The sequence below is a fragment of the Streptomyces sp. NPDC025273 genome (assembly GCF_040638585.1).
In the GTDB taxonomy this organism is placed as follows: domain Bacteria; phylum Actinomycetota; class Actinomycetes; order Streptomycetales; family Streptomycetaceae; genus Streptomyces; species Streptomyces cinereorectus.
In genome coordinates, this window is the sequence record NZ_JBEZYP010000003.1 from 62,192 (window position 1) to 84,655 (window position 22,464).

The 22,464-nt window shown below is 72.5% G+C and carries 20 protein-coding genes; 11 read left to right on the plus strand and 9 right to left on the minus strand.

Translation table 11 applies throughout. The features are described 5' to 3' along the window. Window positions 1–92 precede the first annotated feature (92 nt). From AB0F38_RS07445 to AB0F38_RS07460, 4 genes are read right to left on the minus strand one after another with little or no spacing between them, the layout of a single operon-like run. The gene (locus AB0F38_RS07445; protein ID WP_361888114.1) at window positions 93–2,189 is read right to left on the minus strand and encodes a xanthine dehydrogenase family protein molybdopterin-binding subunit; all 2,097 of its coding nucleotides are present in this window, start codon (window positions 2,187–2,189) and stop codon (window positions 93–95) included. Window positions 2,190–2,229: 40 nt separating this feature from the next. Continuing rightward, window positions 2,230–3,228, minus strand: a complete 999-nt coding sequence (locus tag AB0F38_RS07450; protein WP_361888117.1) for a xanthine dehydrogenase family protein subunit M — start codon at window positions 3,226–3,228, stop codon at window positions 2,230–2,232. Continuing rightward, window positions 3,225–3,797 carry a 2Fe-2S iron-sulfur cluster-binding protein gene (locus AB0F38_RS07455; protein WP_361888119.1) on the minus strand — a complete coding sequence of 191 codons (573 nt, stop codon included), beginning with the start codon at window positions 3,795–3,797 and terminating at the stop codon, window positions 3,225–3,227. The genes AB0F38_RS07450 and AB0F38_RS07455 overlap by 4 nt, the downstream gene beginning before the upstream one ends. 35 nt (window positions 3,798–3,832) lie before the next feature. After that, a complete protein-coding gene (locus AB0F38_RS07460; RefSeq protein ID WP_361888121.1) occupies window positions 3,833–4,228 on the minus strand; it encodes a hypothetical protein in 396 nt (131 codons plus the stop codon). Window positions 4,229–4,667: 439 nt separating this feature from the next. On the opposite strand from AB0F38_RS07460, the gene AB0F38_RS07465 reads away from it, so the two are divergent. Together AB0F38_RS07465 and AB0F38_RS07470 are read left to right on the plus strand one after the other, a co-directional pair. Beyond that, window positions 4,668–4,997, plus strand: coding sequence for a DUF6479 family protein (locus tag AB0F38_RS07465; protein ID WP_361888123.1), 330 nt, complete (start codon window positions 4,668–4,670; stop codon window positions 4,995–4,997). 159 nt (window positions 4,998–5,156) lie between these two features. Beyond that, window positions 5,157–5,966, plus strand: a complete 810-nt coding sequence (locus AB0F38_RS07470; RefSeq protein WP_361888126.1) for a VOC family protein — start codon at window positions 5,157–5,159, stop codon at window positions 5,964–5,966. Between the two features lie 5 nt (window positions 5,967–5,971). On the opposite strand, the gene AB0F38_RS07475 is transcribed toward AB0F38_RS07470, so the two are convergent. Further along, a complete protein-coding gene (locus tag AB0F38_RS07475) occupies window positions 5,972–6,547 on the minus strand; it encodes a DUF6328 family protein (protein ID WP_361888129.1) in 576 nt (191 codons plus the stop codon). A 364-nt stretch (window positions 6,548–6,911) separates the two neighbouring features. On the opposite strand from AB0F38_RS07475, the gene AB0F38_RS07480 reads away from it, so the two are divergent. Next, a complete protein-coding gene (locus AB0F38_RS07480) occupies window positions 6,912–7,298 on the plus strand; it encodes a VOC family protein (protein WP_361888132.1) in 387 nt (128 codons plus the stop codon). Window positions 7,299–7,350: 52 nt separating this feature from the next. On the opposite strand, the gene AB0F38_RS07485 is transcribed toward AB0F38_RS07480, so the two are convergent. Next, window positions 7,351–7,848, minus strand: coding sequence for a GNAT family N-acetyltransferase (locus AB0F38_RS07485; RefSeq protein ID WP_361888135.1), 498 nt, complete (start codon window positions 7,846–7,848; stop codon window positions 7,351–7,353). Between the two features lie 370 nt (window positions 7,849–8,218). Between AB0F38_RS07485 and AB0F38_RS07490 the strand changes: the two genes are divergently transcribed. Beyond that, window positions 8,219–8,794 (plus strand): hypothetical protein, encoded by a 576-nt coding sequence (locus AB0F38_RS07490; protein WP_361888138.1) that lies wholly within the window; start codon window positions 8,219–8,221, stop codon window positions 8,792–8,794. Then, the gene (locus AB0F38_RS07495; protein ID WP_361888141.1) at window positions 8,791–9,294 is read left to right on the plus strand and encodes a hypothetical protein; all 504 of its coding nucleotides are present in this window, start codon (window positions 8,791–8,793) and stop codon (window positions 9,292–9,294) included. The genes AB0F38_RS07490 and AB0F38_RS07495 overlap by 4 nt, the downstream gene beginning before the upstream one ends. A 69-nt stretch (window positions 9,295–9,363) precedes the next feature. Here AB0F38_RS07495 and AB0F38_RS07500 read toward each other — a convergent pair whose 3' ends face one another. Beyond that, window positions 9,364–10,161: a tyrosine-protein phosphatase gene (locus tag AB0F38_RS07500; protein ID WP_361888144.1), complete on the minus strand. Its 798-nt coding sequence runs from the start codon at window positions 10,159–10,161 to the stop codon at window positions 9,364–9,366. Window positions 10,162–10,272: 111 nt separating this feature from the next. Next, entirely contained in the window at window positions 10,273–10,767 is a 495-nt protein-coding gene (locus AB0F38_RS07505; RefSeq protein WP_361888147.1) for a DUF6325 family protein, read from the minus strand. 188 nt (window positions 10,768–10,955) lie between these two features. On the opposite strand from AB0F38_RS07505, the gene mutA reads away from it, so the two are divergent. Genes mutA through meaB form a run of 3 tightly spaced genes read left to right on the plus strand, consistent with a single transcriptional unit; the run spans window position 10,956 to window position 16,115 of the window. Continuing rightward, window positions 10,956–12,812: a methylmalonyl-CoA mutase small subunit gene (gene mutA, locus AB0F38_RS07510; RefSeq protein WP_361888150.1), complete on the plus strand. Its 1,857-nt coding sequence runs from the start codon at window positions 10,956–10,958 to the stop codon at window positions 12,810–12,812. Then, complete coding sequence (scpA, locus tag AB0F38_RS07515) at window positions 12,812–15,070, plus strand: methylmalonyl-CoA mutase (protein ID WP_361888153.1); 2,259 nt, start codon at window positions 12,812–12,814, stop codon at window positions 15,068–15,070. Before mutA ends, scpA begins: the two co-directional genes overlap by 1 nt. A 10-nt stretch (window positions 15,071–15,080) precedes the next feature. Continuing rightward, complete coding sequence (meaB, locus tag AB0F38_RS07520; RefSeq protein WP_361888156.1) at window positions 15,081–16,115, plus strand: methylmalonyl Co-A mutase-associated GTPase MeaB; 1,035 nt, start codon at window positions 15,081–15,083, stop codon at window positions 16,113–16,115. A gap of 56 nt (window positions 16,116–16,171) precedes the next feature. Here the strand turns inward: meaB and pgm are convergent, their stop codons facing one another. Continuing rightward, window positions 16,172–17,818 (minus strand): phosphoglucomutase (alpha-D-glucose-1,6-bisphosphate-dependent), encoded by a 1,647-nt coding sequence (pgm, locus tag AB0F38_RS07525; protein ID WP_361888158.1) that lies wholly within the window; start codon window positions 17,816–17,818, stop codon window positions 16,172–16,174. 614 nt (window positions 17,819–18,432) lie between these two features. Between pgm and AB0F38_RS07530 the strand changes: the two genes are divergently transcribed. From AB0F38_RS07530 to AB0F38_RS07540, 3 genes are read left to right on the plus strand one after another with little or no spacing between them, the layout of a single operon-like run. After that, window positions 18,433–19,602 carry a glycosyltransferase family 4 protein gene (locus tag AB0F38_RS07530; protein WP_361888160.1) on the plus strand — a complete coding sequence of 390 codons (1,170 nt, stop codon included), beginning with the start codon at window positions 18,433–18,435 and terminating at the stop codon, window positions 19,600–19,602. Continuing rightward, the gene (locus AB0F38_RS07535) at window positions 19,599–21,092 is read left to right on the plus strand and encodes a sugar transferase (protein ID WP_361888163.1); all 1,494 of its coding nucleotides are present in this window, start codon (window positions 19,599–19,601) and stop codon (window positions 21,090–21,092) included. The genes AB0F38_RS07530 and AB0F38_RS07535 overlap by 4 nt, the downstream gene beginning before the upstream one ends. A 15-nt stretch (window positions 21,093–21,107) precedes the next feature. Continuing rightward, window positions 21,108–22,460, plus strand: a complete 1,353-nt coding sequence (locus AB0F38_RS07540) for an O-antigen ligase family protein (protein WP_361888167.1) — start codon at window positions 21,108–21,110, stop codon at window positions 22,458–22,460. The last annotated feature ends 4 nt before the right edge of the window (window positions 22,461–22,464 follow it).

Genomic DNA, 22,464 nt, shown 5'->3' on the forward strand with positions numbered 1-22,464 from the left:
ACACGAAGCGTGAGCAATTATCACTTCTGGGTCACTCATCAGAGTGACCCGTGGGGGCCGGTTGCGCAACCGAGAGGCCGTGGCGCGCCCCGTCATGGCAGGTAGGGCAGCAGTTTGTCCGGGGTGAGCGGGAGGGCGCGCAGCCGCGCGCCGGTGGCGTGCCGGACGGCGTTCCCGATGGCGGCCGCCGTGCCGACGATGCCGATCTCACCGATGCCCTTGCTGCCCATCGGGTTGAGGTGGGGGTCGTCCTCGTCGATCCAGTGCGCCTCGATGTCCGGGACGTCGGCACTCGACGGCACGTGGTAGGAGGCCAGGTCGTTCTCGGTGAAGTCCCCGAAGACCGGGTCCATGGTGCTGCCCTCGGTGAGGGCCATGCCGAGCCCCATCACCATGCCGCCGATGAACTGGGACCGTGCCGTCCGGGAGTTGAGGATGTGTCCGGCGGCGAAGACGCCGAGCAGCCGCCGCACCCGGACCTCGCCGGTGAGCGAGTCGACCGCCACCTCGGCGAAGTGGGCGCCGAAGGCGTGCCGGGCGTACGGGGACTCCTCCCCCGCCTCCTGTTCCGTGTCCGCCGTGACGGTCACGCCCTCCGGCGGCAGCGGCCCGGTGCGTCCGGCGAGCCGGCCCACCAGGGCGGTTGCAGCCTTGTGCACCGCTGATCCCCAGGACGCCGTGCCCGAGGAGCCGCCGGCCACGGAAGCCGCGGGCAGGTCGCTGTTGCCGATGTCGATCCGGACGTTCTCCTGCGGGGTGCCCAGTGCCGAGGCGGCGATCTGCGCCAGGACGGTGCGGGCGCCGGTGCCGATGTCGGTGGCGTTCACCCCGATGCGGAACGAGCCGTCCGGCGCGGCGTGCGCGGAGGCGGCGGACTTCGAGACCAGCACCGGGTACGTGGCCGAGGCGACGCCGGAACCGAGCAGCCACGGCCCCTCCTGCCGGGAGGCGGGGCTCGGATCCCGGTCGTACCAGCCGAACCGCCGGGCACCGTCGTGCAGACAGGCCGCGAGGTTGCGGCTGCTGAACGGGCGTCCGCTGTCGGGTTCGGCCGCCGGCTCGTTGCGCAGGCGCAGTTCGACCGGGTCGATCCCCAGGGCGCAGGCCAGTTCGTCCATGGCGGATTCCAGGGCGTACATCCCCGACGCCTCGCCCGGCGCTCGCATCCAGGACGGACTGGGCACGTCGAGGGCGGTGACCCGGTGCACCGTGCGGCTGTGGGGCGAGGCGTACATGACGCGGGCCGGGACGGCGGCCTGCTCGACGAACTCCTTGATCGTCGAGGTGTGCGTGACGATCTCGTGGGAGACGGAGGCGAGTACGCCGTCGCGGTCGGCGCCCAGCCGCACCCGCTGGACCGTCGGGGCACGGTGGCCGACGATCGCCGCCATGTACCGCCGGGGCAGAGCGATTTGGACCGGGCGCCCGGTGTGGCCCGCGGCCATCGCGGCCAGAACGGCCTGGGGGCGCGGTGTGCCCTTGGAACCGAAGCCGCCGCCGACGTGCTCGGAGACGACGGTGACGCGGTTCCGCTCGATCCCCAGTGCCCGGGCCAGGCTGTCGCGCACCGCGGTGGAGCCCTGGCTGGAGTCGTGGACGGTCAGATGCCCGTCGGCCCACCGGGCGGTGGAGGCGTGCGGTTCCATGGGGTGGTTGTGCAGGCCTCCGAGCGTGTACGTGGCGTCGATCCGTACCGCGGCGGCGGCGAACGCGGCGTCCGCGTCGCCGCGTTCGCGTACCGCGGGGTGGCCCCCGTTGGCCTGCTCGGGCGTGTAGATGCCGGGGTGGTCCGCGGTGAGGGTCACGTCGGTACCGGTCGTCCTGTACTCCACGCGGACGGCCGCCGCGCCCGCCCGGGCGGCTTCGAGGGTCTCGGCCAGCACCAGGGCGACGGGCCAGCCCCGGTGCGGAACCCGGTCGTCCTGGAGGACGGAGAGGATCGGGTCGTCGGGTTCCTTCAGCCGCGGCGCGTTGTCCGGGGTCAGGACGGTGTGCACTCCCGGCACGGCGAGGGCGTCGGCGGTGCGGGTCGCGGTGACGTGCCCGCTCGGGACGGTGGCGGGGACGATCCAGCCGTACAGGCAGCCTGGCGGGGTGTGCTCCGCGGCGTACCGGGCCGTGCCGGTGACCTTGTCGCGGCCCTCACGGCGGACGACAGGGGCGCCGGGCGGCTGGGGTGCGTGGCTCATGGCGGAAGTCCTCGGTTCGTCGGAGTGCGGGCCGGGCGGTTCAGCGGGGCGGTGCCGCCCGGGCGGTGAGCCCTGCCAGGGCCCCGATCGCCAGGTTGCGGGCAAGTGCCACCTTGAATCCGTTGTCCCGCAAGGGCCTGGCGGCTTCGAGCTCGGTGTCCACCGCCTGGGCGAAAGTCTCGCCGGTCGCGGGTGCGCCCCGCAGCACCTCCTCCGCCGCCCGGGCACGCCACGGCCGGTGGGCGAGCCCGCCGAAGGCGAGCGAGGCCTGCTGGACACGCCCGTCGCGGACGGTCAGCACGGCGGCGACGGAGGCCAGCGCGAAGGCGTACGAGGCGCGGTCGCGGGCCTTGCGGTACAGGGAGGCAGCGCCGTCCGGACGCGGTGGCAGCACCACTTCGGTGATCAGTTCGCCGGGCCGGATCACGGTGTCCTGGCCGGGGTCGTCGCCCGGCAGCCGGTGGAATCCGGTGACGGGCACGGTCCGTTCGCCCTCGGGTCCGTGCAGCCGGACCGTGGCGTCGAGGGCCGCGAGAGCGACCGCCATGTCCGAGGGGTGGGTGGCGACGCAGTCCTGCGAGTGGCCGAGCACCGCGAGATCGCGGTGGGAGCCCTCCCGGGCCGGGCAGCCGGAGCCGGGAATCCGTTTGTTGCAGGGTTTGGAGACGTCCTGGAAGTACGGGCACCGGGTGCGCTGGAGCAGGTTCCCGCCGGTGGTGGCGGTATTGCGGAGCTGCCCGGAGGCACCGGCCAGCAGAGCCTGCGACAGGACGGGGTAGCCGACGCGTACGTCGGGGTGGGCGGCGAGATCGCTGTTGCGCACGGTCGCACCGATCCGGAGACCACCGTCGTCCGTCCGCGTCACCCGGTCCAGCGGGAGCCGGCTGACGTCGATGAGCAGGCCGGGCGACTCCACCCCGAGTTTCATCAGGTCGACGAGGTTGGTACCGCCGCCGAGGAACCGGGCTCCGGGACGCTCGGCACCGGCGCGGACCGCCTCGGCCACGGAGCCGGGGCGCAGATAGGCGAAGGGTTTCACGAGGCCACGTCCTCGATCGCCCGGACGATGTGGGGGTACGCGCCGCACCGGCAGAGGTTGCCGCTCATCCGTTCGCGGATCTCCTCAGCGCCGAGGGGCGCCGGCCCTTCGGGGGCGGTCGCGGTCCGCGGGGTGACGTGGGAGGGGAACCCGTCCGCCGCCTCGCCGAGCATGCCCACCGCCGAACAGATCTGCCCCGGGGTGCAGTAGCCGCACTGCAGGGCGTCCCTCTCCAGGAAGGCCGCCTGCAGGGGGTGCAGCCGGTCGCCGTCGGCCAGCCCTTCGACCGTGGTGATGCGGGCACCCTCCTGAGCGACGGCGAACAGCAGGCAACTGTTGGCGCGCCGGCCGTCGACGAGCACGGTGCAGGCGCCGCACTGGCCGTGGTCGCAGCCCTTCTTCGCCCCGGTGAGTCCGAGGTGTTCGCGCAGCGCGTCCAGCACGGTGGTGCGGTGATCGAGCGTCAGTGTCCTCGCCGTGCCGTTGATGTGCAGGGTGAAGGTCGAGCGGGTGCCCGGAAGCGGAGTCCGTCCGGGGTCCGCATCGTCCTTCCCGGGGGTGGGGTCCATGGACTGGCGCCTTCCGTTCTCGGGTCGTGCGGGCATCACGCGGGGCCGCGGTTCTCCAGTCTCAGCCGGATCTCCTGTTCCTGGTCCCCCGCGGCCGTCCCCACGACCCGGACGGCGAAGGTGTCCGCCAGGTGCTGACGGAGACGGCCGACCGCCCAGTAGCCGCCCTGCGCCTCGAGCGTCACGGGGGCGGACAGCCGCGTGGGCCGGGCACCGGCGAGCGTCTCGGACACATCGACGGTCGCGGTCCACACGGTCGGGCGTGTCGTCGACGCGTCCTGGGGTGTGTCGCTGGCCGGGCGGTCGGAGACGAAGGCGCGGCGCAGCACGTCGAACACGGTCCGCGCGTCCTCCTTCGGGCAGCCGGTCACCGCCACCACGACGTCGCCGCTCTCCCGGTGTTCCTGTCCCTGTGCGTCCGTGCTGTTCACAGTCGTTCCTTTCGGCTCCGAGGAAGGCGATACCGCTGCCGGCGCGGCTGGTCACGAACCGGGCGGACAGTGCACTCGTGCGGGTGAGACGGGGGCCCACATGGAGGACGCGGACGATGACCGGCCCCGGACGACGACGCGGGTACGCGTGGCGGCCGAGCCCGGGCGCGAGCGGCGGCCCGGCGGGCCCGGCGGGCCCGGTGCTCCCCGGCGTCCCTCCGACGGTCCCAGGGGTTTCACTCCAGGCTCACCCCATGGCTGCGCGAGGGCGACACGAGCGGCTTCGGCCCGCGGGGGTGCGGAAGCGGGCCGGTCTGCCCCGTCACGATCATGCGGCCGGTTCTGCTCACGTGAAACTCTTTCACCAGGACACCGTCACAAAATATGAATTAACTTCGCCAACTGTCTGTTATCGATCATCCGGGGTATGCGCCAATGCATGGACGTAACAAACGGAGTCAGGGATTCTCTCGCTGTCACCCTCGCCGGGCCAGGCGCGATCGGGGTTGTCGTCGGCATCGTAGGACTCGCCGTGGTGGTCCTGCTGATCGGTGCCTTCTGGTGGGGTATGCGGCGCCGGGACAAGGAGCTTCCGCCGCCGCTCCCGGAGGAGCAGCCGCACCGCCCCGCTCACCGCACGGAGATCCGGGAGAGCGACAAGCACGGCTCGGACAGCTTCCCCGCCAGCGGCCGGGGACTCTCGCCGTACGAGCTCGGCAGCCACGGCAACGAGGTGATCCCGCCCGACACCGACCGCCCGCGCGACTGATACGCGGACGCCCGTCCTGCGGGGCGTTGCCTGCCGCGACCTCCCCGCTGCCCCGGCAGCGGGGAGGTCGTGTGTTGCGGGAGCCGCCGGTGCGCACGAGGCTGGGTGCTGGCCCCGCGGCACCGAAGCATGCCGCAGAACCGATAAGGCAGTGCGACCATGACCGCAAGCGAACCGGCGCCGCTGACCGGCGCGACCGCGCCGTGCTGGGTCCATCTGGTGACCCAGGAGCTGGGGGCCGCACAGCGTTTCTACGGTGCCGTCCTCGGGTGGACCTTCCGCACCGGCCCGCTGGGCAAGGACTACGCCATGGCCCGTTCGGACGGTGTGCCGGTGGCGGGGATCGGCGCGGTCGCCTCCGCCTACCAGGTGGCCGTGGCCTGGACGCCGTACTTCTCGGTCCGGGACGCCGATGTGGCCTCGGCCCGTATCCGCGAGCGCAGCGGCACGGTGGCGGTGGGGCCGCTGACCATCGGCAAGGGGCGCGCCGTCCTGGCCGCCGACCGGGACGGCGCGTCGTTCGGCGTCTGGGAGTGGACGGGGCGCGCCGCCTCCCTGGCGCCGTCCGGACACCGGGCGCACGCCTGGCTCAGGCTGCGCACCAGGAACGCCTTCGACGCCGCGATCTTCTACGGCGAGGTGCTCGGCTGGGAGAGCGGTGCGCCCGGCTGCTGCGAGGTCTCGTACGTCAAGGAGGAGGTACTCGTGCGCTGCGACGGCCGCCCGCTGGCCCGGATCAGCTCCGGGGCCGTCGAGGCCGCACCCGATCCGATCGTGCGCCCGCACTGGCAGGTGCAGTTCCCGGTCCCCGACGTAGCGGCGACGGTCCGCCTCGCGGAGCGGCACGGAGGCACGCTCATGGAGCGGCGTGCCGTGCCCCACGGCAGCGAGGCGACGCTGCGCGACCCGGACGGCGGGCTGTTCACCGTGACGGACGTGCGCAGCCCGGCCGAGACCGACGACGACTGAGCGGGTCATTCCGCCGAGCCGGAATCTCCGTCGCCCGGTGACCGGTCGCCTTCGCCCGTCTTCGGCCCCCTGGCGATGGCCCACAGCGGGAAGACGAACCAGCAGGCCATGAACCACAGCGCCATCGCGCCCACCAGCCACAGGGCCAGGGCGTTGTGGAGCGCCACCCGCAGGATGAGCAGCAGGGTGGAGCACATCGTGCAGAAGAGAAGCCCGAGTCCGAGCTTCGTCAGGCGCGAGGCCCAGGTCACGGTCTGCGGCTTCATCCGCCTGCCGGTGAGCAGCCGGTGGTAGGACACCGGCCCGATCAGTGCGGCGGCCGTGGCCGATCCCAGCATGACGGTGGTGACGTAGATGTTCCGGTCGGCGGTGGAGAGGTCGGCGAACCGCGGCTGGAAGACCACCGCGAGCAGGAAGCCGAACAGGATCTGCACGCCGGTCTGGGCGACCCGCAGCTCCTGGAGAAGATCCGTCCACTGCCGGTCCGCCCGCTCCTCCTCCGTCTCCTCACGGCCGCTCCTGGCCCCCGTCGCGCCGGGGTCCCCACCGTTGCCGCCCGTGCTGGCCGATATCCGTCCCATTGGTGCCTCCACCACGTCGAGTGGGTGGTTCTGGTGCCCCGCGCCGGCTCTGCGAATCCTTCCGGCAGGAAAGCACGTGGTGTCCCGTGCGGGACATCGCCGCTCCGGGCCCTCGCGGGCGGCCCGGCAGTGCGCGGGGGGACGGCACTCGCCCGTGCTGTCCATGGTGGCAGCCGCCTGGGAATCCACCAGGCCGGCCGGTGCGGGGGTGGCCGCGGGACGGCTTACGCCGAGCGATTACAGGCCAAGCCCTCGACGCACCGTGACCACTCACCTAGGATCTTCTGTACGGCATCGCGCGTCGGTCACCGGCCGGGTGAGGCGTGGAGGTAGCCCGTGAGATGCCTGTTGGAGGCATTCCACAGTGTCAGTCGAGTTGAATCACACCATCATTCACTGCCGGGACAACCGTGAGTCCGCCGAGTTCCTGGCGCACATTCTGGGCCTGGAAGCCGGAAGGGAATGGGGTCCCTTCATTCCCCTCGTGCTCGCGAACGGCGTCACGCTGGATTTCGCGACCGTTCCCGCCGAATCGATCACTGCGCAGCACTACGCGTTCCTCGTCTCCGAGGCGGAGTTCGACACGGGCTTCGAGCGGATCAAGGCGCGGGGGATCGCGTACTACGCCGATCCGCACCGGAAGCTCCCCGGCGAGATCAACCACAACGACGGTGGGCGCGGGGTCTACTTCCCCGACCCGAACGGGCACGGGATGGAGCTCATCACCCGCCCGTACGGAGGCTGGTCGTAACAGCGCCGGCACGTCGGCGTGGCCCGGCCGGGATCCGGCCGGGCCACGCCCGTCAGGGGCTCCCGACCGCGAGGGTCATCTCGGGCCGGTCCCACATCACCGCGGGCGGGCTCGCCGCCACCGTACCGGTGCGTTCCGCACCCACCCTGCGGTAGAACCCTTCGGCCGGTGGATGCGCGACCACCCGCACATCGCTCAGACCCGCACGGCGCGCCTCGTCCCGCAGGTGAGCGATGAGAAGGCGCCCGATGCCCAGCCCCTGGGCGTCGTCGCCGACGAACATCAGGTCGAGTTCCGGCGGGGAGACGACCAGGGCGTAGAAACCGAGCACGCCCTCGCCCTCGCCCACCGCGGCGAAGACCCTGTGCGCCTCGATGTAGTCCGGGCCGACCCGGTATCCGGCGACCATCGGCGCGTACGGACCTCCGTAGGCGCGTGAGGTGGTGACGAGACGGGTGAGCCGCTTGGCATCCCGCGCGACGGCACGCCGGATGCGGACCCCTGCGGGCCCGGCGGACCTGTCACGCCGGTACGTGATGCTCGATCCCATACGACGAGTATTACGCACCCGCGAGACCCGGCGCACACGGGTGCCCGGTCCCAGGGGATCCGGTCCAGCTCCGGCTCCGGCTCCGGCTCCACTCGACGGCCTCGACGCCGGAGGGCCGGAGATCCAGCGGCGGGCCCCGGTGGCATGAGGAGCGCCTTGCGGATCTTCTCGCTGACCTCGGCCTCCGCCCTCGCGCCGGACGCCTCATCCCGGCCCTGATCGACCACGTCCCGTCCCGTCCGCATGAACTGCGTCAGGCGGGTACACGACTGCTTGCGAACCGCCCGGCACATCGGCCGGGCCCGTCCGAAAGGGGTTGACGAGTGGGACAGCACTACGCACCGACCGCGAACCGGAAGGAGCTCCCGTCATGACGACCGTGGTGATCATCATTGCCGTCGTCCTGGTGGCAGTGCTCGGCTACTTCCTCGTCCGCGCCCGGACGGGCGGTGGCCACGGGCTGCGGCGCCGCTTCGGGCCCGAGTACGAGCGCACCGTCGACCGGCACAACGGCGACACGAAGGCCGCCGAGCACGAACTGGCCGAGCGCGTGAAGCTGCACGGCCATCTGGAGGAGCGTCCCCTGTCCCAGGAGGCGCGCGAGGCCTACGCCGGCCGCTGGGCCGCGGTGCAGGAGCGGTTCATCGACTCGCCCACCGAAGCGGTCGCCGAGGCCGACGCGCTGCTGGCGCGGCTGGCCCGCGACCGGGGCTTCCCCGACGGCGCCGGCTTCGAGGAGCAGACGGCAGCCCTCTCGGTGCACCACGCGGAGCATGTCGAGGGGTACCGCAAGGTACACACGGCGGTACGCGGACAGGGGGGCACGGAGGAGATGCGGAAGGCGCTGATCGAGTCCCGGGCCCTCTTCGACGTACTGCTCGGGCAGACGCCCGACGAGCCGGTCCAGCAGGGCCGGCACCGGACGAACGGAAGGACCGCAGCATGATGCACCGCACCGGAGACACCGAAGGCTCTGCGCCCCGTCCGCCCGTGACCGCGATGGAGGCGCGGCACACCGAGGCACCCGGGAGCACCCCGGTCCCGCGGCACGACCCGGCGCCCGGGATCGACGGAACACGGACGCCGGCCCCCGGTCCTGACCGGAAGCAGGTGCCCAACAGGGGCCCGGGCGACACCGTCGCGCCGACCGGCCGCCCCGAGGTCACCTCCGCCGGTCTGCCGCTGCTGCCCGCCGAGGAGCAGGACGCCCTGACCCGGCGCATGCATCAGGCCGTCTCCGACTTCGTCGAGAGCCCGCGCCATGCGGTCGAGGAGGCCGAGAGCACCTTCGACCGGATCGTGGCGGGTCTGACCGAGGCGCTCGAGGAGCGCCGGCACGTCCTGCGCTCCAGCTGGCAGGCACCGGACACCGAGGCCCGGACGGAGGAGCTGCGGGTGGCCCTGCAGCAGTACCGTGACGTCGGCGAACGGCTCCTGCGCATCTGAGCGGGTCCCTGGAACGGCGGCCCGGTGCGAGGTTCCCGCGGAGGGCGTCGCACCGGGCCGCGCCGCGTGTCAGGCCGGTACGGCCAGGTCGGCACGCAACCGCTCGACCACCGCCGGGGATACCCGCAGCCCGTCGCGCAGATAGCCGTCGAGTCCGCCCCAGCGCTCGTCCATGGCATCCAGGGCGGCCTCCAGGTAGCGGGGCCGGGCCTCGATGACCGCGGCCGCGATGTCCGGGTCACCGCCCTCGTCGAGGAATCGCCGCACCAGTGGCCCGAGAGCGGCCCGGACCGCCCGGTTCACGGCCAGGAACTCCGCCCGTACGACATCACGCGGCGCGCCCGCGACGAGCAGGAGGAGTGCGGCGGCCCAGCCCGTGCGGCCCTTGCCGGTCGCACAGTGGAAGAGCAGCGGTCTCGCCCGCGGGTCCGCGGCCGTCTCCACGAAGGCGCGGTACGCGGCTGCCGCACCCGGCGAGAGAACCATCTTCCGGTAGGTCTGGGCGAACAGTTCCTCCGCCCTGCCACCGCCGAGCACGGCCGCTGCTCCGTCCGGGTCGCAGAGCAGGGCCCTGAGCCGCGCCGGGGCGACGCCCGGGTTGTCGCCGAGGACATCGGCGACGAACAGCCGGGCGCCCGGCGGCAGCCGGTCGGGCGCCCACGTGCGCTCGTCGGCGGTGCGGAGATCGACGACGGTGCGGATGCCCAGTGCGGCAACCGCCATGTCGTGCTCCGGGTCGAATTCGCTCAGCTGGCCCGAGCGCAGAAGGATCCCCTGTCGCAGGCGGCGGTCGCGCCCCAGGGCGATGCCACCCAGATCGCGCAGGTTGACGACGGTGGCGGCCGGGACGGCCCGGGCGGTCTGCACGATGAACTGCCTCTTTCCCGGCGAAGTGCCCAGGTCAGGATCGACGTCGCGTGGAGCGCGAGATTCGACGGAGGAATCGCCGGGTGCCGACGGCGGTACCGGCCCCGGGTGTCAGTCGGCGAGGATCCTTGCCTTCTGGGCCGCGAACTCGGCATCGGTCAGGACACCCTGCGTCTTCAGTTCCGCGAGCCGCTCCAGCAGCGTGATCACGTCGTCCCCGCCGTCCGCCGGGACGCGCTCGTGCGCCACGAGCTCACCTCCCGCCGTGCGGGCCGCCTGGGTGAGCGGCACGGACCAGAGGTCCTCCCAGACGATCAGCGCGGCGGAGCTGCCCTCCGGCATGCGCCCGAGCGCGTCGATGTCAGTGATGTCCGGCAGCCCGGACGTCTCGCCCTCCGGCGGCTGGAACGACACCAGCCCCGCCGGGTCGAGCACCCGCTGCTCCACACGCTCCAGGGCGCCGTCCTCACCCTTGCGCGCGAAGGCGAGGGAGAGGATGCGTACCGCCTGCGAAGCGACCGCGTCGGCCAGGACGGGCGCGATCGCGTCGGCGAACCGGCCGCCGGGAAAAGTGACGACGAGGTACTCCACGGGTCCCGCGGCCATGGTGCGTCCTTTCCCTGACGGTACTGGGTCGCCAAAAGCATAACTTCGGTCATTAAGTGACGCACTGTGAAGAACCATGACCAAGAGAACTTCACTCCCTTACTCGCAGGATCGCGTGCGTTCCGGAGAGTGCAAGGTCACAGCCGGTTCTACTGATGCCTCCAAAAGCGCTGGCCTAGCATCTGAGCATGACGGTCCTGCCTGCTGACGGGCTCTCTCTGGCCGCCGATTTCCCTGACCCCTCCCACGACCAGTGGCAGAGCCTTGTCGAAGGTGTACTGCGCAAGTCGGGCAAGGACGTCACGGGCACGGCCGCCGAGGAAGCACTGTCCACCGCGCTCGGGGACGGGCTCACCGCCCGTCCTCTCTACACCTCCGACGACACCTCAGCCGACCCCGGACTCCCCGGCTTTGCCCCCTTCGTCCGGGGCGGCAGGGCCGCAGGGAACACCGTGGCCGGCTGGGATGTACGGCAACACCACGCCCTGACGGATCCCGTACGCCTGAACGAGGCGCTGCTCGGCGACCTGGAGAACGGCGTCACCTCGCTCTGGCTCGCCGTGGGCGGACCCGGCGGGGTTCCGGTCTCCGGCCTCGCCCGTGCGCTGGACGGCGTCCACCTCGACCTGGCTCCCGTCGCGCTCGACGCGGGCGACGCGTTCGAACCCGCGGTTCGCGCGTTGCTGGCACTCCACGAGGCGCGCGGAGTGGCGAAGGAAGCGGTACGCGGCAGCCTCGGGGCCGACCCGCTCGGGCGGACGGCCCGTACCGGTGCGGAGCCGGACCTGACGGCCGCCGTCCACTGGGCGCAGGTGTGCGGCCGTGAGTACCCGGGGCTGCGCGCCCTGACCGTGGACGCGCTGCCGTACCACGAGGCGGGCGGTTCGGCCGCGCAGGAGCTGGGGCTCTCGCTGGCGACGGGCGTCGCCTATCTGCGGGCGCTGACGGCGGCGGGGCTCTCCGCCGAAGAGGCGTTCCGCAGCATGGAGTTCCGCTACGCGGCGACGGCCGACCAGTTCCTGACGATCGCCAAGCTGCGAGCCGCCCGTCGGCTGTGGGCCAGGGTCGCCGAGGTGTGCGGGGCGGGGACGGCGGGGGCGCAGCACCAGCACGCCGTGACCTCGTCGGTGATGATGACCCGCCGCGACCCGTGGGTGAACATGCTGCGGACCACGCTGGCCTGCCTGGGTGCCGGGGTCGGCGGGGCCGACTCCGTCACCGTACTGCCGTTCGATCACGCGCTGGGGCTGCCGGACGCGTTCGCCCGGCGGATCGCGCGCAACACGTCGACGATCCTGATGGAGGAATCGCATCTGGCCCGGGTCATCGACCCGGCGGGCGGCTCCTGGTACGTGGAGCGGCTGACCGATGAACTCGCCGCCGCCGCATGGTCCTTCTTCCAGGAGATGGAGCGGGCGGGCGGTCAGGCCGCCGCGCTGCGCTCCGGCATGGTCGGGGAGCGGCTCGCGGCCACCTGGGCCGCGCGCAGCAGGGACCTGGCGCGGCGCAAGGAGCCGGTGACCGGGGTCAGCGAGTTCCCGAATCTGGACGAGCGGTCCGTGGAGCGCGAGTCCGCGCCCGCCGCCCCCGTGGCGGGTGGCCTGCCGAAGGTGCGCCGGGACGAGGCGTTCGAGGCGCTGCGGGTCAGGTCGGACCGCCACCTGGCCGCCACGGGCAGCCGCCCGAAGGTGTTCCTCGCCGCCCTGGGCCCCGCCGCGGTGCACACGGGACGGGCGTCCTTCGCGGCGAACCTCTTCCGCGCGGGCGGCATCGAGCCCGTCCATGAGCCGGCTTCCGTGGACGCGTCGACCGCGGCCGGCGCCTTCGCCGCTGCCGGGGCGGCGATCGCCTGCCTGTGCTCCAGCGACACGCTCTACGCCGAGCAGGCGGACGCCGTCGCCGGAGAGCTCAGGTCCGCCGGCGCCGAGCAGGTCTTCCTCGCGGGACGGCCGGGCGAGTACAGCGGCGTCGACGCCTATGTGTTCGCCGGCTGCGACGTGGTCGCCGTCCTCTCCTCCGCACTCGACCGCATGGGAGTGGCGTGATGCAGACCCCCCGTACCCCTGTGACCTCACAGGCCCCTGTGCCCGCGGCGACGGGCACTCCCGTACCGGACTTCTCCGACGTGGCCCTGTCCGCCGGGGCCCCCGCCGAGGGGGCGGCCGACCGGTGGCGCGCCGCCGTGAAGGAATCGACCGGCGCGTCCGAGGACGAGCTCCTCTGGGAGACGCCGGAGGGCATCGCGGTCAAGCCGCTGTACACCGGGCAGGACCTGGAGGGCCTGGACTTCCTGGACACCCGTCCGGGTATCGCCCCGTACCTGCGCGGCCCGTACCCGACCATGTACGTCAACCAGCCCTGGACCATCCGGCAGTACGCGGGATTCTCCACGGCCGAGGAGTCCAACGCGTTCTACCGGCGCAATCTGGCCGCCGGGCAGAAGGGCCTCTCCGTCGCGTTCGACCTGCCCACCCACCGCGGCTACGACAGCGACCACCCCCGGGTGACCGGCGACGTCGGCATGGCGGGCGTGGCCATCGACTCGATCTACGACATGCGCCAGCTCTTCGACGGCATCCCGCTGGACAAGATGTCGGTGTCGATGACGATGAACGGCGCCGTGCTGCCCGTGCTCGCCCTGTACATCGTGGCCGCCGAAGAACAGGGTGTACCGCCGGAGAAGCTGGCCGGGACCATCCAGAACGACATCCTCAAGGAGTTCATGGTCCGCAACACCTACATCTATCCGCCCGCCCCCTCGATGCGGATCATCTCCGACATCTTCGCGTTCACCTCGCAGAAGATGCCCCGCTACAACTCGATCTCCATCTCCGGCTACCACATCCAGGAAGCCGGAGCGACGGCCGACCTGGAGCTGGCGTACACCCTGGCCGACGGGGTGGAGTACCTGCGGGCCGGACGGGCGGCGGGGCTCGACGTGGACGCGTTCGCTCCACGACTGTCGTTCTTCTGGGCGATCGGCATGAACTTCTTCATGGAGATCGCGAAGCTGCGCGCCGCCCGGCTGCTGTGGGCGAAGCTGGTCAAGGAGTTCGAGCCGAAGAACACCAAGTCGCTCTCCCTGCGCACCCATTCGCAGACGTCCGGCTGGTCCCTCACCGCGCAGGACGTGTTCAACAACGTGACACGGACCTGTGTGGAGGCGATGGCCGCCACCCAGGGCCACACCCAGTCGCTGCACACCAACGCCTTGGACGAGGCCCTGGCGCTCCCGACCGACTTCTCCGCCCGCATCGCCCGCAACACCCAGCTGCTGCTCCAGCAGGAGTCCGGGACGACGCGGGTGATCGACCCGTGGGGTGGCAGCGCGTACGTGGAGAAGCTGACGTACGACCTGGCACGGCGGGCCTGGCAGCACATCGAGGAGGTGGAGGCGGCCGGAGGCATGGCGAAGGCCATCGACGCGGGCATCCCGAAGCTCCGCATCGAGGAGGCCGCGGCCCGCACCCAGGCCCGGATCGACGCGGGGCGCCAGCCGGTCATCGGGGTCAACAAGTACCGGGTGGAGACCGACGAGAAGATCGACGTGCTCAAGGTCGACAACTCCTCGGTGCGCACCCAGCAGGTCGAGAAGCTGCGGCGGCTGCGCGAGGAACGTGACGAGACGGCATGCCGAGCGGCGCTGAGTGCGCTGACGACGGCGGCCGAACGGGGCCCTGGTCCGGGCCTCGAGGGCAATCTGCTGGCCTTGGCGGTCGACGCGGCCCGCGCGATGGCCACGGTCGGCGAGATCTCGGACGCACTGGAGAAGGTGTACGGGAGGCACGCGGGCCAGATCCGTACGATCTCCGGGGTGTACCGCAAAGAGGCAGGAGAGTCCCCCTCCGTGGACCGTACCCGCACGCTGGTCGACGCCTTCGAGGAGGCGGAGGGGCGGCGGCCGCGCATCCTGGTCGCGAAGATGGGCCAGGACGGCCACGACCGCGGCCAGAAGGTGATCGCGACGGCCTTCGCCGACCTGGGCTTCGACGTCGACGTCGGCCCGCTGTTCCAGACGCCGGGCGAGGTCGCCCGGCAGGCGGTCGAGGCGGACGTGCACATCGTGGGCGTCTCGTCGCTGGCCGCCGGGCACCTCACACTCGTACCGGCGCTCCGCGCGGAACTGGCCGCGGAGGGCCGGGAGGACATCATGATCGTGGTGGGCGGCGTGATTCCGCCGCAGGACGTCGAGGCCCTGCACGAGGCGGGTGCCGCCGCGGTGTTCCCGCCCGGCACGGTGATCCCGGACGCCGCCCACGATCTGGTCTCGCGGCTCGGTGCCGCGCTCGGCCACGAGCTGTGAGCCGCTGAGGATGGCTCCGCACATCGACATCGAGGCGTACGTCAGAGGCGTGCTGGACGGGAGACGTGCCTTCGTGGCACGCGCGATCACTCTCGTCGAGTCGACCCGCCCCGATCACCGGGTGCTGGCGCAGCGGTTGCTGAGCGAACTGCTGCCCCATTCGGGGCGGGCCAGACGCATCGGGATCAGCGGAGTGCCGGGCGTGGGCAAGTCCACGTTCATCGACGCGCTCGGGACCCTGCTGACAGGGCTCGGGCACCGGGTCGCGGTGCTGGCGGTGGATCCGTCGTCCAGCCGTACGGGCGGTTCCATCCTGGGCGACAAGACCCGGATGGAGCGGCTCGCCGTGGACGCCCGGGCGTTCGTCCGCCCCTCCCCCACGGCCGGGACGCTCGGCGGGGTGGCGAAGGCGACCCGGGAGTCCATGGTGGTCATGGAGGCGGCGGGCTACGACGTGGTGCTGGTGGAGACGGTCGGGGTCGGGCAGTCGGAGACGGCGGTCGCGAACATGGTCGACACGTTCCTGTTGCTCACCCTGGCCCGTACCGGCGACCAGCTGCAGGGCATCAAGAAGGGCGTCCTGGAGCTGGCCGACGCCATCGCCGTCAACAAGGCGGACGGTCCGCACGAGCGCGACGCGCGTTCGGCAGCGCGTGAACTGGCGGGTGCGCTGCGGCTGATGCACCCGGTGGACGCCGCGTGGACTCCTCCGGTGCTCACCTGCAGCGCCCGGGAATCGACCGGGCTGGACGCGCTCTGGGAGCGGCTGGAGCAGCACCGTACGCTCCTGGACACCACCGGGCGGCTCACGGCCAAGCGTCGCGAGCAGCAGGTGGACTGGACGTGGACGATGGTCCGTGAGGAGCTGCTGGACGGCCTGCGCAGCCATGCGGCGGTGCGCGCGCTCGCGCCCGGGCTCGAACAAAGGGTACGCGGCGGCGAGTTGACGGCTTCGTTGGCCGCCGAGCAGATCCTCGGGGCGTTCCGGGGTGATGCGGCGCGTACGCCGGACCCGGCCGGCGGCAACGATCCGGAGGACGGCTGAGCGCTGTTCGCGCGTCGTGGGTGTGGTGACCGCGGACACCACACCCACGACCGTCATCAGCCCGTGCCGCCCAGTGCCTCGGAGACCAGGGCACGGGCCTCGTCCTGGACCCTGGCGAGGTGTTCGGCGCCCTGGAAGCTCTCCGCGTACACCTTGTAGACGTCCTCGGTGCCGGAGGGGCGGGCCGCGAACCAGGCGCTGTCGGTGCAGACCTTGAGTCCTCCGACGGCGGCGCCGTTGCCGGGTGCCTTCGTGAGCACCGCCGTGATGGGCTCGCCCGCCAGGGTGTCCGCGGTGACCTGCTCCGGCGAGAGCCGGGCCAGCACCGCCTTCTCCTCCCGCGTCGCGGGGGCGTCGACCCGGGCGTAGGCGGGGTCGCCGAACCGCGCGGTGAGTTCGCCGTAGTGCTGGGAGGGCGTGGAGCCGGTGACGGCGGTGATCTCCGAGGCCAGCAGCGCCAGCAGGATGCCGTCCTTGTCGGTCGTCCACACCCGGCCGTCGCGGCGCAGGAAGGACGCCCCTGCGGACTCCTCACCGCCGAAGCCGAGGGTGCCGCCGAAGAGTCCGTCGACGAACCACTTGAATCCCACCGGAACCTCCACCAGCTGCCGCCCGAGGTCTGCGGCGACCCGGTCGATCATGGAGGACGAGACCAGGGTCTTGCCGATGCCGGTGCCGGCCGGCCAGCCCTCGCGGTGCGTGCAGAGGTAGCGGATGGCGACGGCCAGGTAGTGGTTGGGGTTCATCAGCCCGCCGTCGGGCGTGACGATGCCGTGCCGGTCGGCGTCGGCGTCGTTGCCGGTGGCGATGGTGTACGCGTCGCGCTGCTCGATCAGGGAGGCCATGGCGTACGGCGAGGAGCAGTCCATCCGGATCCTGCCGTCCCAGTCCAGCGTCATGAACCGCCAGGTGGGGTCCGCGAGCGGGTTGACCACCGTGAGGTCGAGCCGGTGGCGGTCGGCGATCCGGCCCCAGTACGCGACCGAGGCGCCGCCGAGCGGGTCGGCGCCGATCCGGATCCCGGCATCGCGTACGGCGTCCAGGTCGAGCACGGCAGGGAGGTCGTCGACGTAACCGGTCAGGAAGTCGTGCCGTCCGGTGGTGCCGGCCGCCAGCGCCCGCGCGTGGGGAATCCGCCGTACCCCCTTCAGCCCGTCCTCGATCAGGGCGTTGGCGCGGTCCTGGATCCAGGAGGTGGCGTCCGAGCCGGCCGGACCGCCGTGTGTCGGGTTGTACTTGAAGCCGCCGTCGGACGGCGGGTTGTGCGAGGGCGTGACCACGATGCCGTCGGCAAGTCCGCCGGTGCGGTCCTGGTTGTACGTCAGGATGGCGTGCGAGACGGCCGGGGTGGGCGTGTAGCCGTCGTCGGCATCGATCAGGACCGTGGCCCCGTTGGCGGCGAGCACCTCCAGCGCGGTGATCCGGGCGGGTTCGGACAGCGCGTGGGTGTCGGCGCCGAGGAACAGCGGCCCGTCGGTGCCCTGCCGGGCCCGGTATTCGCAGATGGCCTGCGTGGTGGCCGCGATGTGGTCGTCGTTGAAGGCCGCCGACAGGGCGGAGCCGCGGTGCCCCGAGGTGCCGAAGGCCACACGCTGCCCGGGCTCGGCCGGGTCGGGGTGGACGGTGTAATAGGCCGTCACCAACCGTGCCACATCCACCAGATCTCCGGGCTGCGCCGGCTGACCGGCCCGTTCGTGAACCATCGCTTCTCCTCTGTATTCGCCGGTGGGCCCGCTGGGCGGGTGGCCGCCACCGGGCGGACGGTCATCACGAGTTGTACCTGATACCGCCCCCGCGGCCACACCGGTGGGTCGCGCTGACGCACCAGCAGTACATCCGGAGCACGGCGGGAACCGGGCGCTTTCGCCATGATTGGCCGGTTCGCGCGGAAGCCGTGCCGCGACGGCCTGGGCAGGGCCCGCCGGCGGGGACGGAAACCGGAAGCCGCAGGGCGCGCACCCCACCCCCGGCGGCCGTTATCCGCAATTCGCTGTCCGCCCACTCCGTCGTGCGCGATCCCGCGAGGAGTCGCCGGTCGCCGGAATGCGGGCGAATACACACGGCACATTCATCATGAGGCACGGTCCGAAAAATGACGGACACCGGCATCTGACACGCCGTAGCACACCGTGACCATCCCGCAATCCCCGCCCGGAGGTAATTCGTGCGGACAGATGCGCGAGTCATACGTGTTTTCGCACGCACTGTCTGCAAAAGTGCATTTCGGATTTATCCACTTGATCTCTGCCTCCGACATTCCGGCCGCCGGCGTCCACCCGATCCGGCTCTCCGGGGGCATGTGAGAAGAGAGCCGTGCGTGCTGCAGAAGAGTTGCACCGAGGAAAGTCGACTGACGGTCCTTCATTTGGTCCAGCCGGTGGAGGGGGGTGTCGCACGGGTCGTGACGGACCTCGTCGCCGCACAGGTCCGGGCGGGACTGCGGCCTCTGGTCGCCTGCCCGCCCGACGGGCCACTGGCGTCGGAGGCAGCCGGTGCCGGGGCGCGCGTGCGCGCCTGGCCCGCGGAGCGTGTCCCCGGGCCACGGCTGGGGCGTGAGATCGCGACCGCGGGCCGACTGATCGGCGCCTGCGCTCCCGACGTGATCCATGTCCACAGTGCCAAGGCGGGGCTCGCGGGGCGCCTCGCCGTCCGGGGCCGCGTTCCGACCGTGTTCCAGCCGCACGCCTGGTCCTTCGAGGCCCTGGAGGGCAGGGCCGCCGCACTGGCGATGGCCTGGGAGCGGTACGGGGCCCGGTGGAGCGACCGCACCCTCTGCGTGAGCGAGTCCGAACGCCGGACGGGTCAGCGGGCCGGCATCGCCGCCCGCTGGTCGGTGATCCACAACGGCATCGACCTCGGCCGCTTCCGGCCCGGCGGCGGGGCGGAAGCGGCCCGCGCCGGCCTGCCTCTGCTGGAGGGCCTTCCGGCCGGCGCTCCGCTGGTCGTGTGCGTCGGCCGTCTCAGCCGGCAGAAGGGCCAGGACGTCCTGCTGCGGGCCTGGGAGCGGTCCCCCGTCCGGGACGCGCGGCTCGTCCTGGTCGGCGACGGGCCGTACGGGGAGGAGCTGCGGCGCACCGCGCCCCCCGGGGTGCTGTTCGCGGGGGCGAGCCGGGACGTACTGCCGTGGATCCACGCGGCCGATGTGCTCGTACTCCCGTCACGCTGGGAGGGGATGGCGCTGGCCCCGCTGGAGGCCATGGCCTGCGGCCGGCCCGTCCTGTTGTCCGACGTCGACGGCGCCAGGGAGAGCCTGCCGCCGGGCCACGCACCCCACTGCCTCGTGCCCCCGGAGGACCCCGCGGCCCTCGCGGCGGCGCTCACCGCCCTGCTGGCCGATCCGGTGCTGCGGGCGGAGCTGGGCCGCACGGCGGAGCGGCACACCCGGTCGGTCTTCGACGTGACGAAGACCGCGGACGCGGTCCTGCGGCTCTACCGGGAACTTGTCGGCCAGTCCCGCCCCACGACGAGGAAGCGCACCGAGCGATGACGACGGAGAGTGCACCGGTCCCCCGATCCGCCCAGGCGACCGCCGTGCGCCGTGCGGCTTGCGCGATCCGCCCGCCGCGTGGCGGGAACGGCCGCGCGCAGGCCCTGCGGACCGCCGGGAGCCGCAGGCGGTGGGCACCCGCCACCGGCCTCGTGGCCGCCGACGGACTGGCGCTGGGCCTGGCCCTCACCCTGGTGGCCCCCGTGCCGTGGCCACCGGGTGTCCTCCTCATGCAGGCCGCCGCCCAGCTGCTGCTGAACGCCTCCCGGGGCCTGTACCGGATCGGACTGTCCCCGTCCGTTCTGGCGGAGCTGCCGGCGCTCTGCGGGCTGGCGCTGGTGCAGTGGTACGCCACCGCCGAGGTACTGAGCGCGTACGACCCCCGCTACGGCATGGGCTGGACGGCGCTGGCCCTCGCCGCAGGCGCCCAGACCCTGCTGAGCTGCGGGACGCGCGCCGCGGTCCACCGGATCCGGCTCCGGTCGGCCGTCCGCAATCCGCGGTCCACCCTGGTGATGGGCGACGGCCGGGCGGCCGAGCGGGTCACGGCGGTCCTGCAGGAGCACCCCGAGTACGGGCTCCGGCCGGTCGGCCGGGTGGTCTCCGGCACCCCCGTGGACGACGACTCCGGATCCGCGTGCGCACCGGCGGGCCCGGCGCTGCCCGTTCTCTCGTCCGAGCAGGACGTCGCCCGGGCCGTCGTCCAGAACTCCGTGCGGCACGCCGTCTTCACGGTCCCGCCCGAGGCGGCACCCGACGGGTCCGCGCTCGTCGAGTTGTTCGTGCGGCACGGCTGTCGCGTCTGGCTGATCACCGATCAGGGGACGGCCGTCCCCGGCCGGTCCGTGTCCCGGCCGGACCACCTGTGGGGTTTCGCCGCCCACGCGCTGCACGGAGGTCCCCACCGGCCGGTCGCCCACCGGGTGAAGCGTGCGATGGACGTCGGTCTGGCCATGGTCGCCCTGGTCGCGTCCGCACCGGTGATGGCCCTCTGCGCACTCGCCGTACGCGTGTGCGACGGACCGGGCGTCGTCTTCCACCAGGAGCGCGTCGGCCGGCACGGGCGGCCGTTCGTCCTGCTGAAGTTCCGCACCCTGCGCCCGGCCGACGCGCACGAGTCCGCGACCCGGTGGAACGTGTCGGACGACGGACGTATGAGCCGCGTCGGCAGGATGCTGCGCCGGACCTCGCTGGACGAGCTTCCGCAGCTGTGGAACGTGCTGCGCGGTGACATGAGCCTGGTCGGGCCCCGCCCCGAACGCCCCTACTTCGTGCAGCAGTTCAGTCGGATCCATCCCGGCTACCGGGCCCGGCACCGCATGCCTGTCGGGATCACGGGGCTGGCCCAGGTGCATGGTCTGCGTGGTGACACCTCGATCGAGGACCGCGCCCGCTTCGACAACCGGTACATCGAGACCTGGTCGCTCTGGCAGGACGTGTGCGTCCTCGCGCGCACGGCGGGTTCACTGTTCCGGCCCGGAGGCAGCTGAACCGTGACGCTCACCATGACCGCCACTCCCGTGGCCCCCGTCGTACGTTCCGCTCCGGCGCACCCGTTCCTGCGCCGGTGGGGCAGCGGATGGCCGCTGCTGCCCCTGATCGGCACCGTGCTGCTGCTGGCCGTACCCGCCGGCGGGGCGGGGACCGTGTACGGCGTTCCCCCGGCCGACCTTCTCTCGGGCGTGGCCGTGCTCGTCTGCCTGGGGCGTCTGCTGTACCTGCGGGCCCGTCCGCTCACACCGGCCGGGGCGCTCGTCCTCGGTCTGCCGGCCGCCGGCCTCGCCCTGTCCGCGGTGACCGCGGCGGACCCGGTGGCGGCACTGCCGGGCTTCGTGCGCTATCTGCAGATCTTCGTTCTGGTACCTGCCGCGGTCCTTCTGCTGGTCAGGGACGCCCGGGAGTTCCGGATCATCACCGGTTCGCTCGTGCTGCTCGCGCTCGTCCAGGGCGCGACGGGTGTGCACCAGTACGCCACCGGGTCCGGGGCCTCGTACCGGGGTGAGGACATCCGGGCCGTCGGCACGTTCGGCGCCGGCGATGTGATGGGGATGGCCACGGTCGTCGGCTACGGACTGCTCGCCGCCGCCGCGTACGCGCTGGGTGCCCGTCCGGGCGCGCCACGGTGGCTGCGCGCGTGTGCCCCGGCCGCCGCCGCCCTGCTGGTCGTCCCGCTCACCCTGTCCTTCAGCCGGGGGGCGTGGATCGCGACGGCGGCGGGTGCCCTGGCCGTGATCGCGGCCGCCGGGGCCAGGCAGGCGGTTCGCGTGCTGGCCGTGCTGGGTGCGGCCGGGGTCGTGCTCGTCGGCGGTTTCGGCGTCGGATCCGAGATGATCTCGCAGCGGCTCACCAGCATCACCGAGGTGACCAGCGCACCCGACCGGTCGGTCAACGACCGCTACACCATGTGGGCCGCCGCGGCCGGCATGTGGCGCGAGCAGCCGGCGACCGGCGTCGGCCTCAAGGGCTTCCCGGCCCACCGGGACGGACACGCCTCGATCGGCCTCTCGGCCGGCGGTGACACCGCGGGGGCCGGACAGGACTTCGTGAAGCAGCCGCTGCTGTCCCCCCACAACATGTATCTGCTCGTCCTGAGCGAGCAGGGGCTCATCGGCTTCACCGCGCTGGTGGGCTCCTGGGCCGCACTGCTGGTCGGCGGGGTGCGCAGGCTGGCGCTCGCCCGGTCACGCGGGGCCGCGGCCGTCGACTGCGGTCTCGCCGCCGTCGGGCTGATGACCTGGCAGACCGTCGACTTCCTCTACGCGGACATCGGCGGCCCGTCCACCGTGCTCACCGGGATCGTGCTCGGTCTGGCCGCGTGGTGGGCGCTGGCCGCGCCCGGGAGGGCGACCGCCGCGTGAGCGG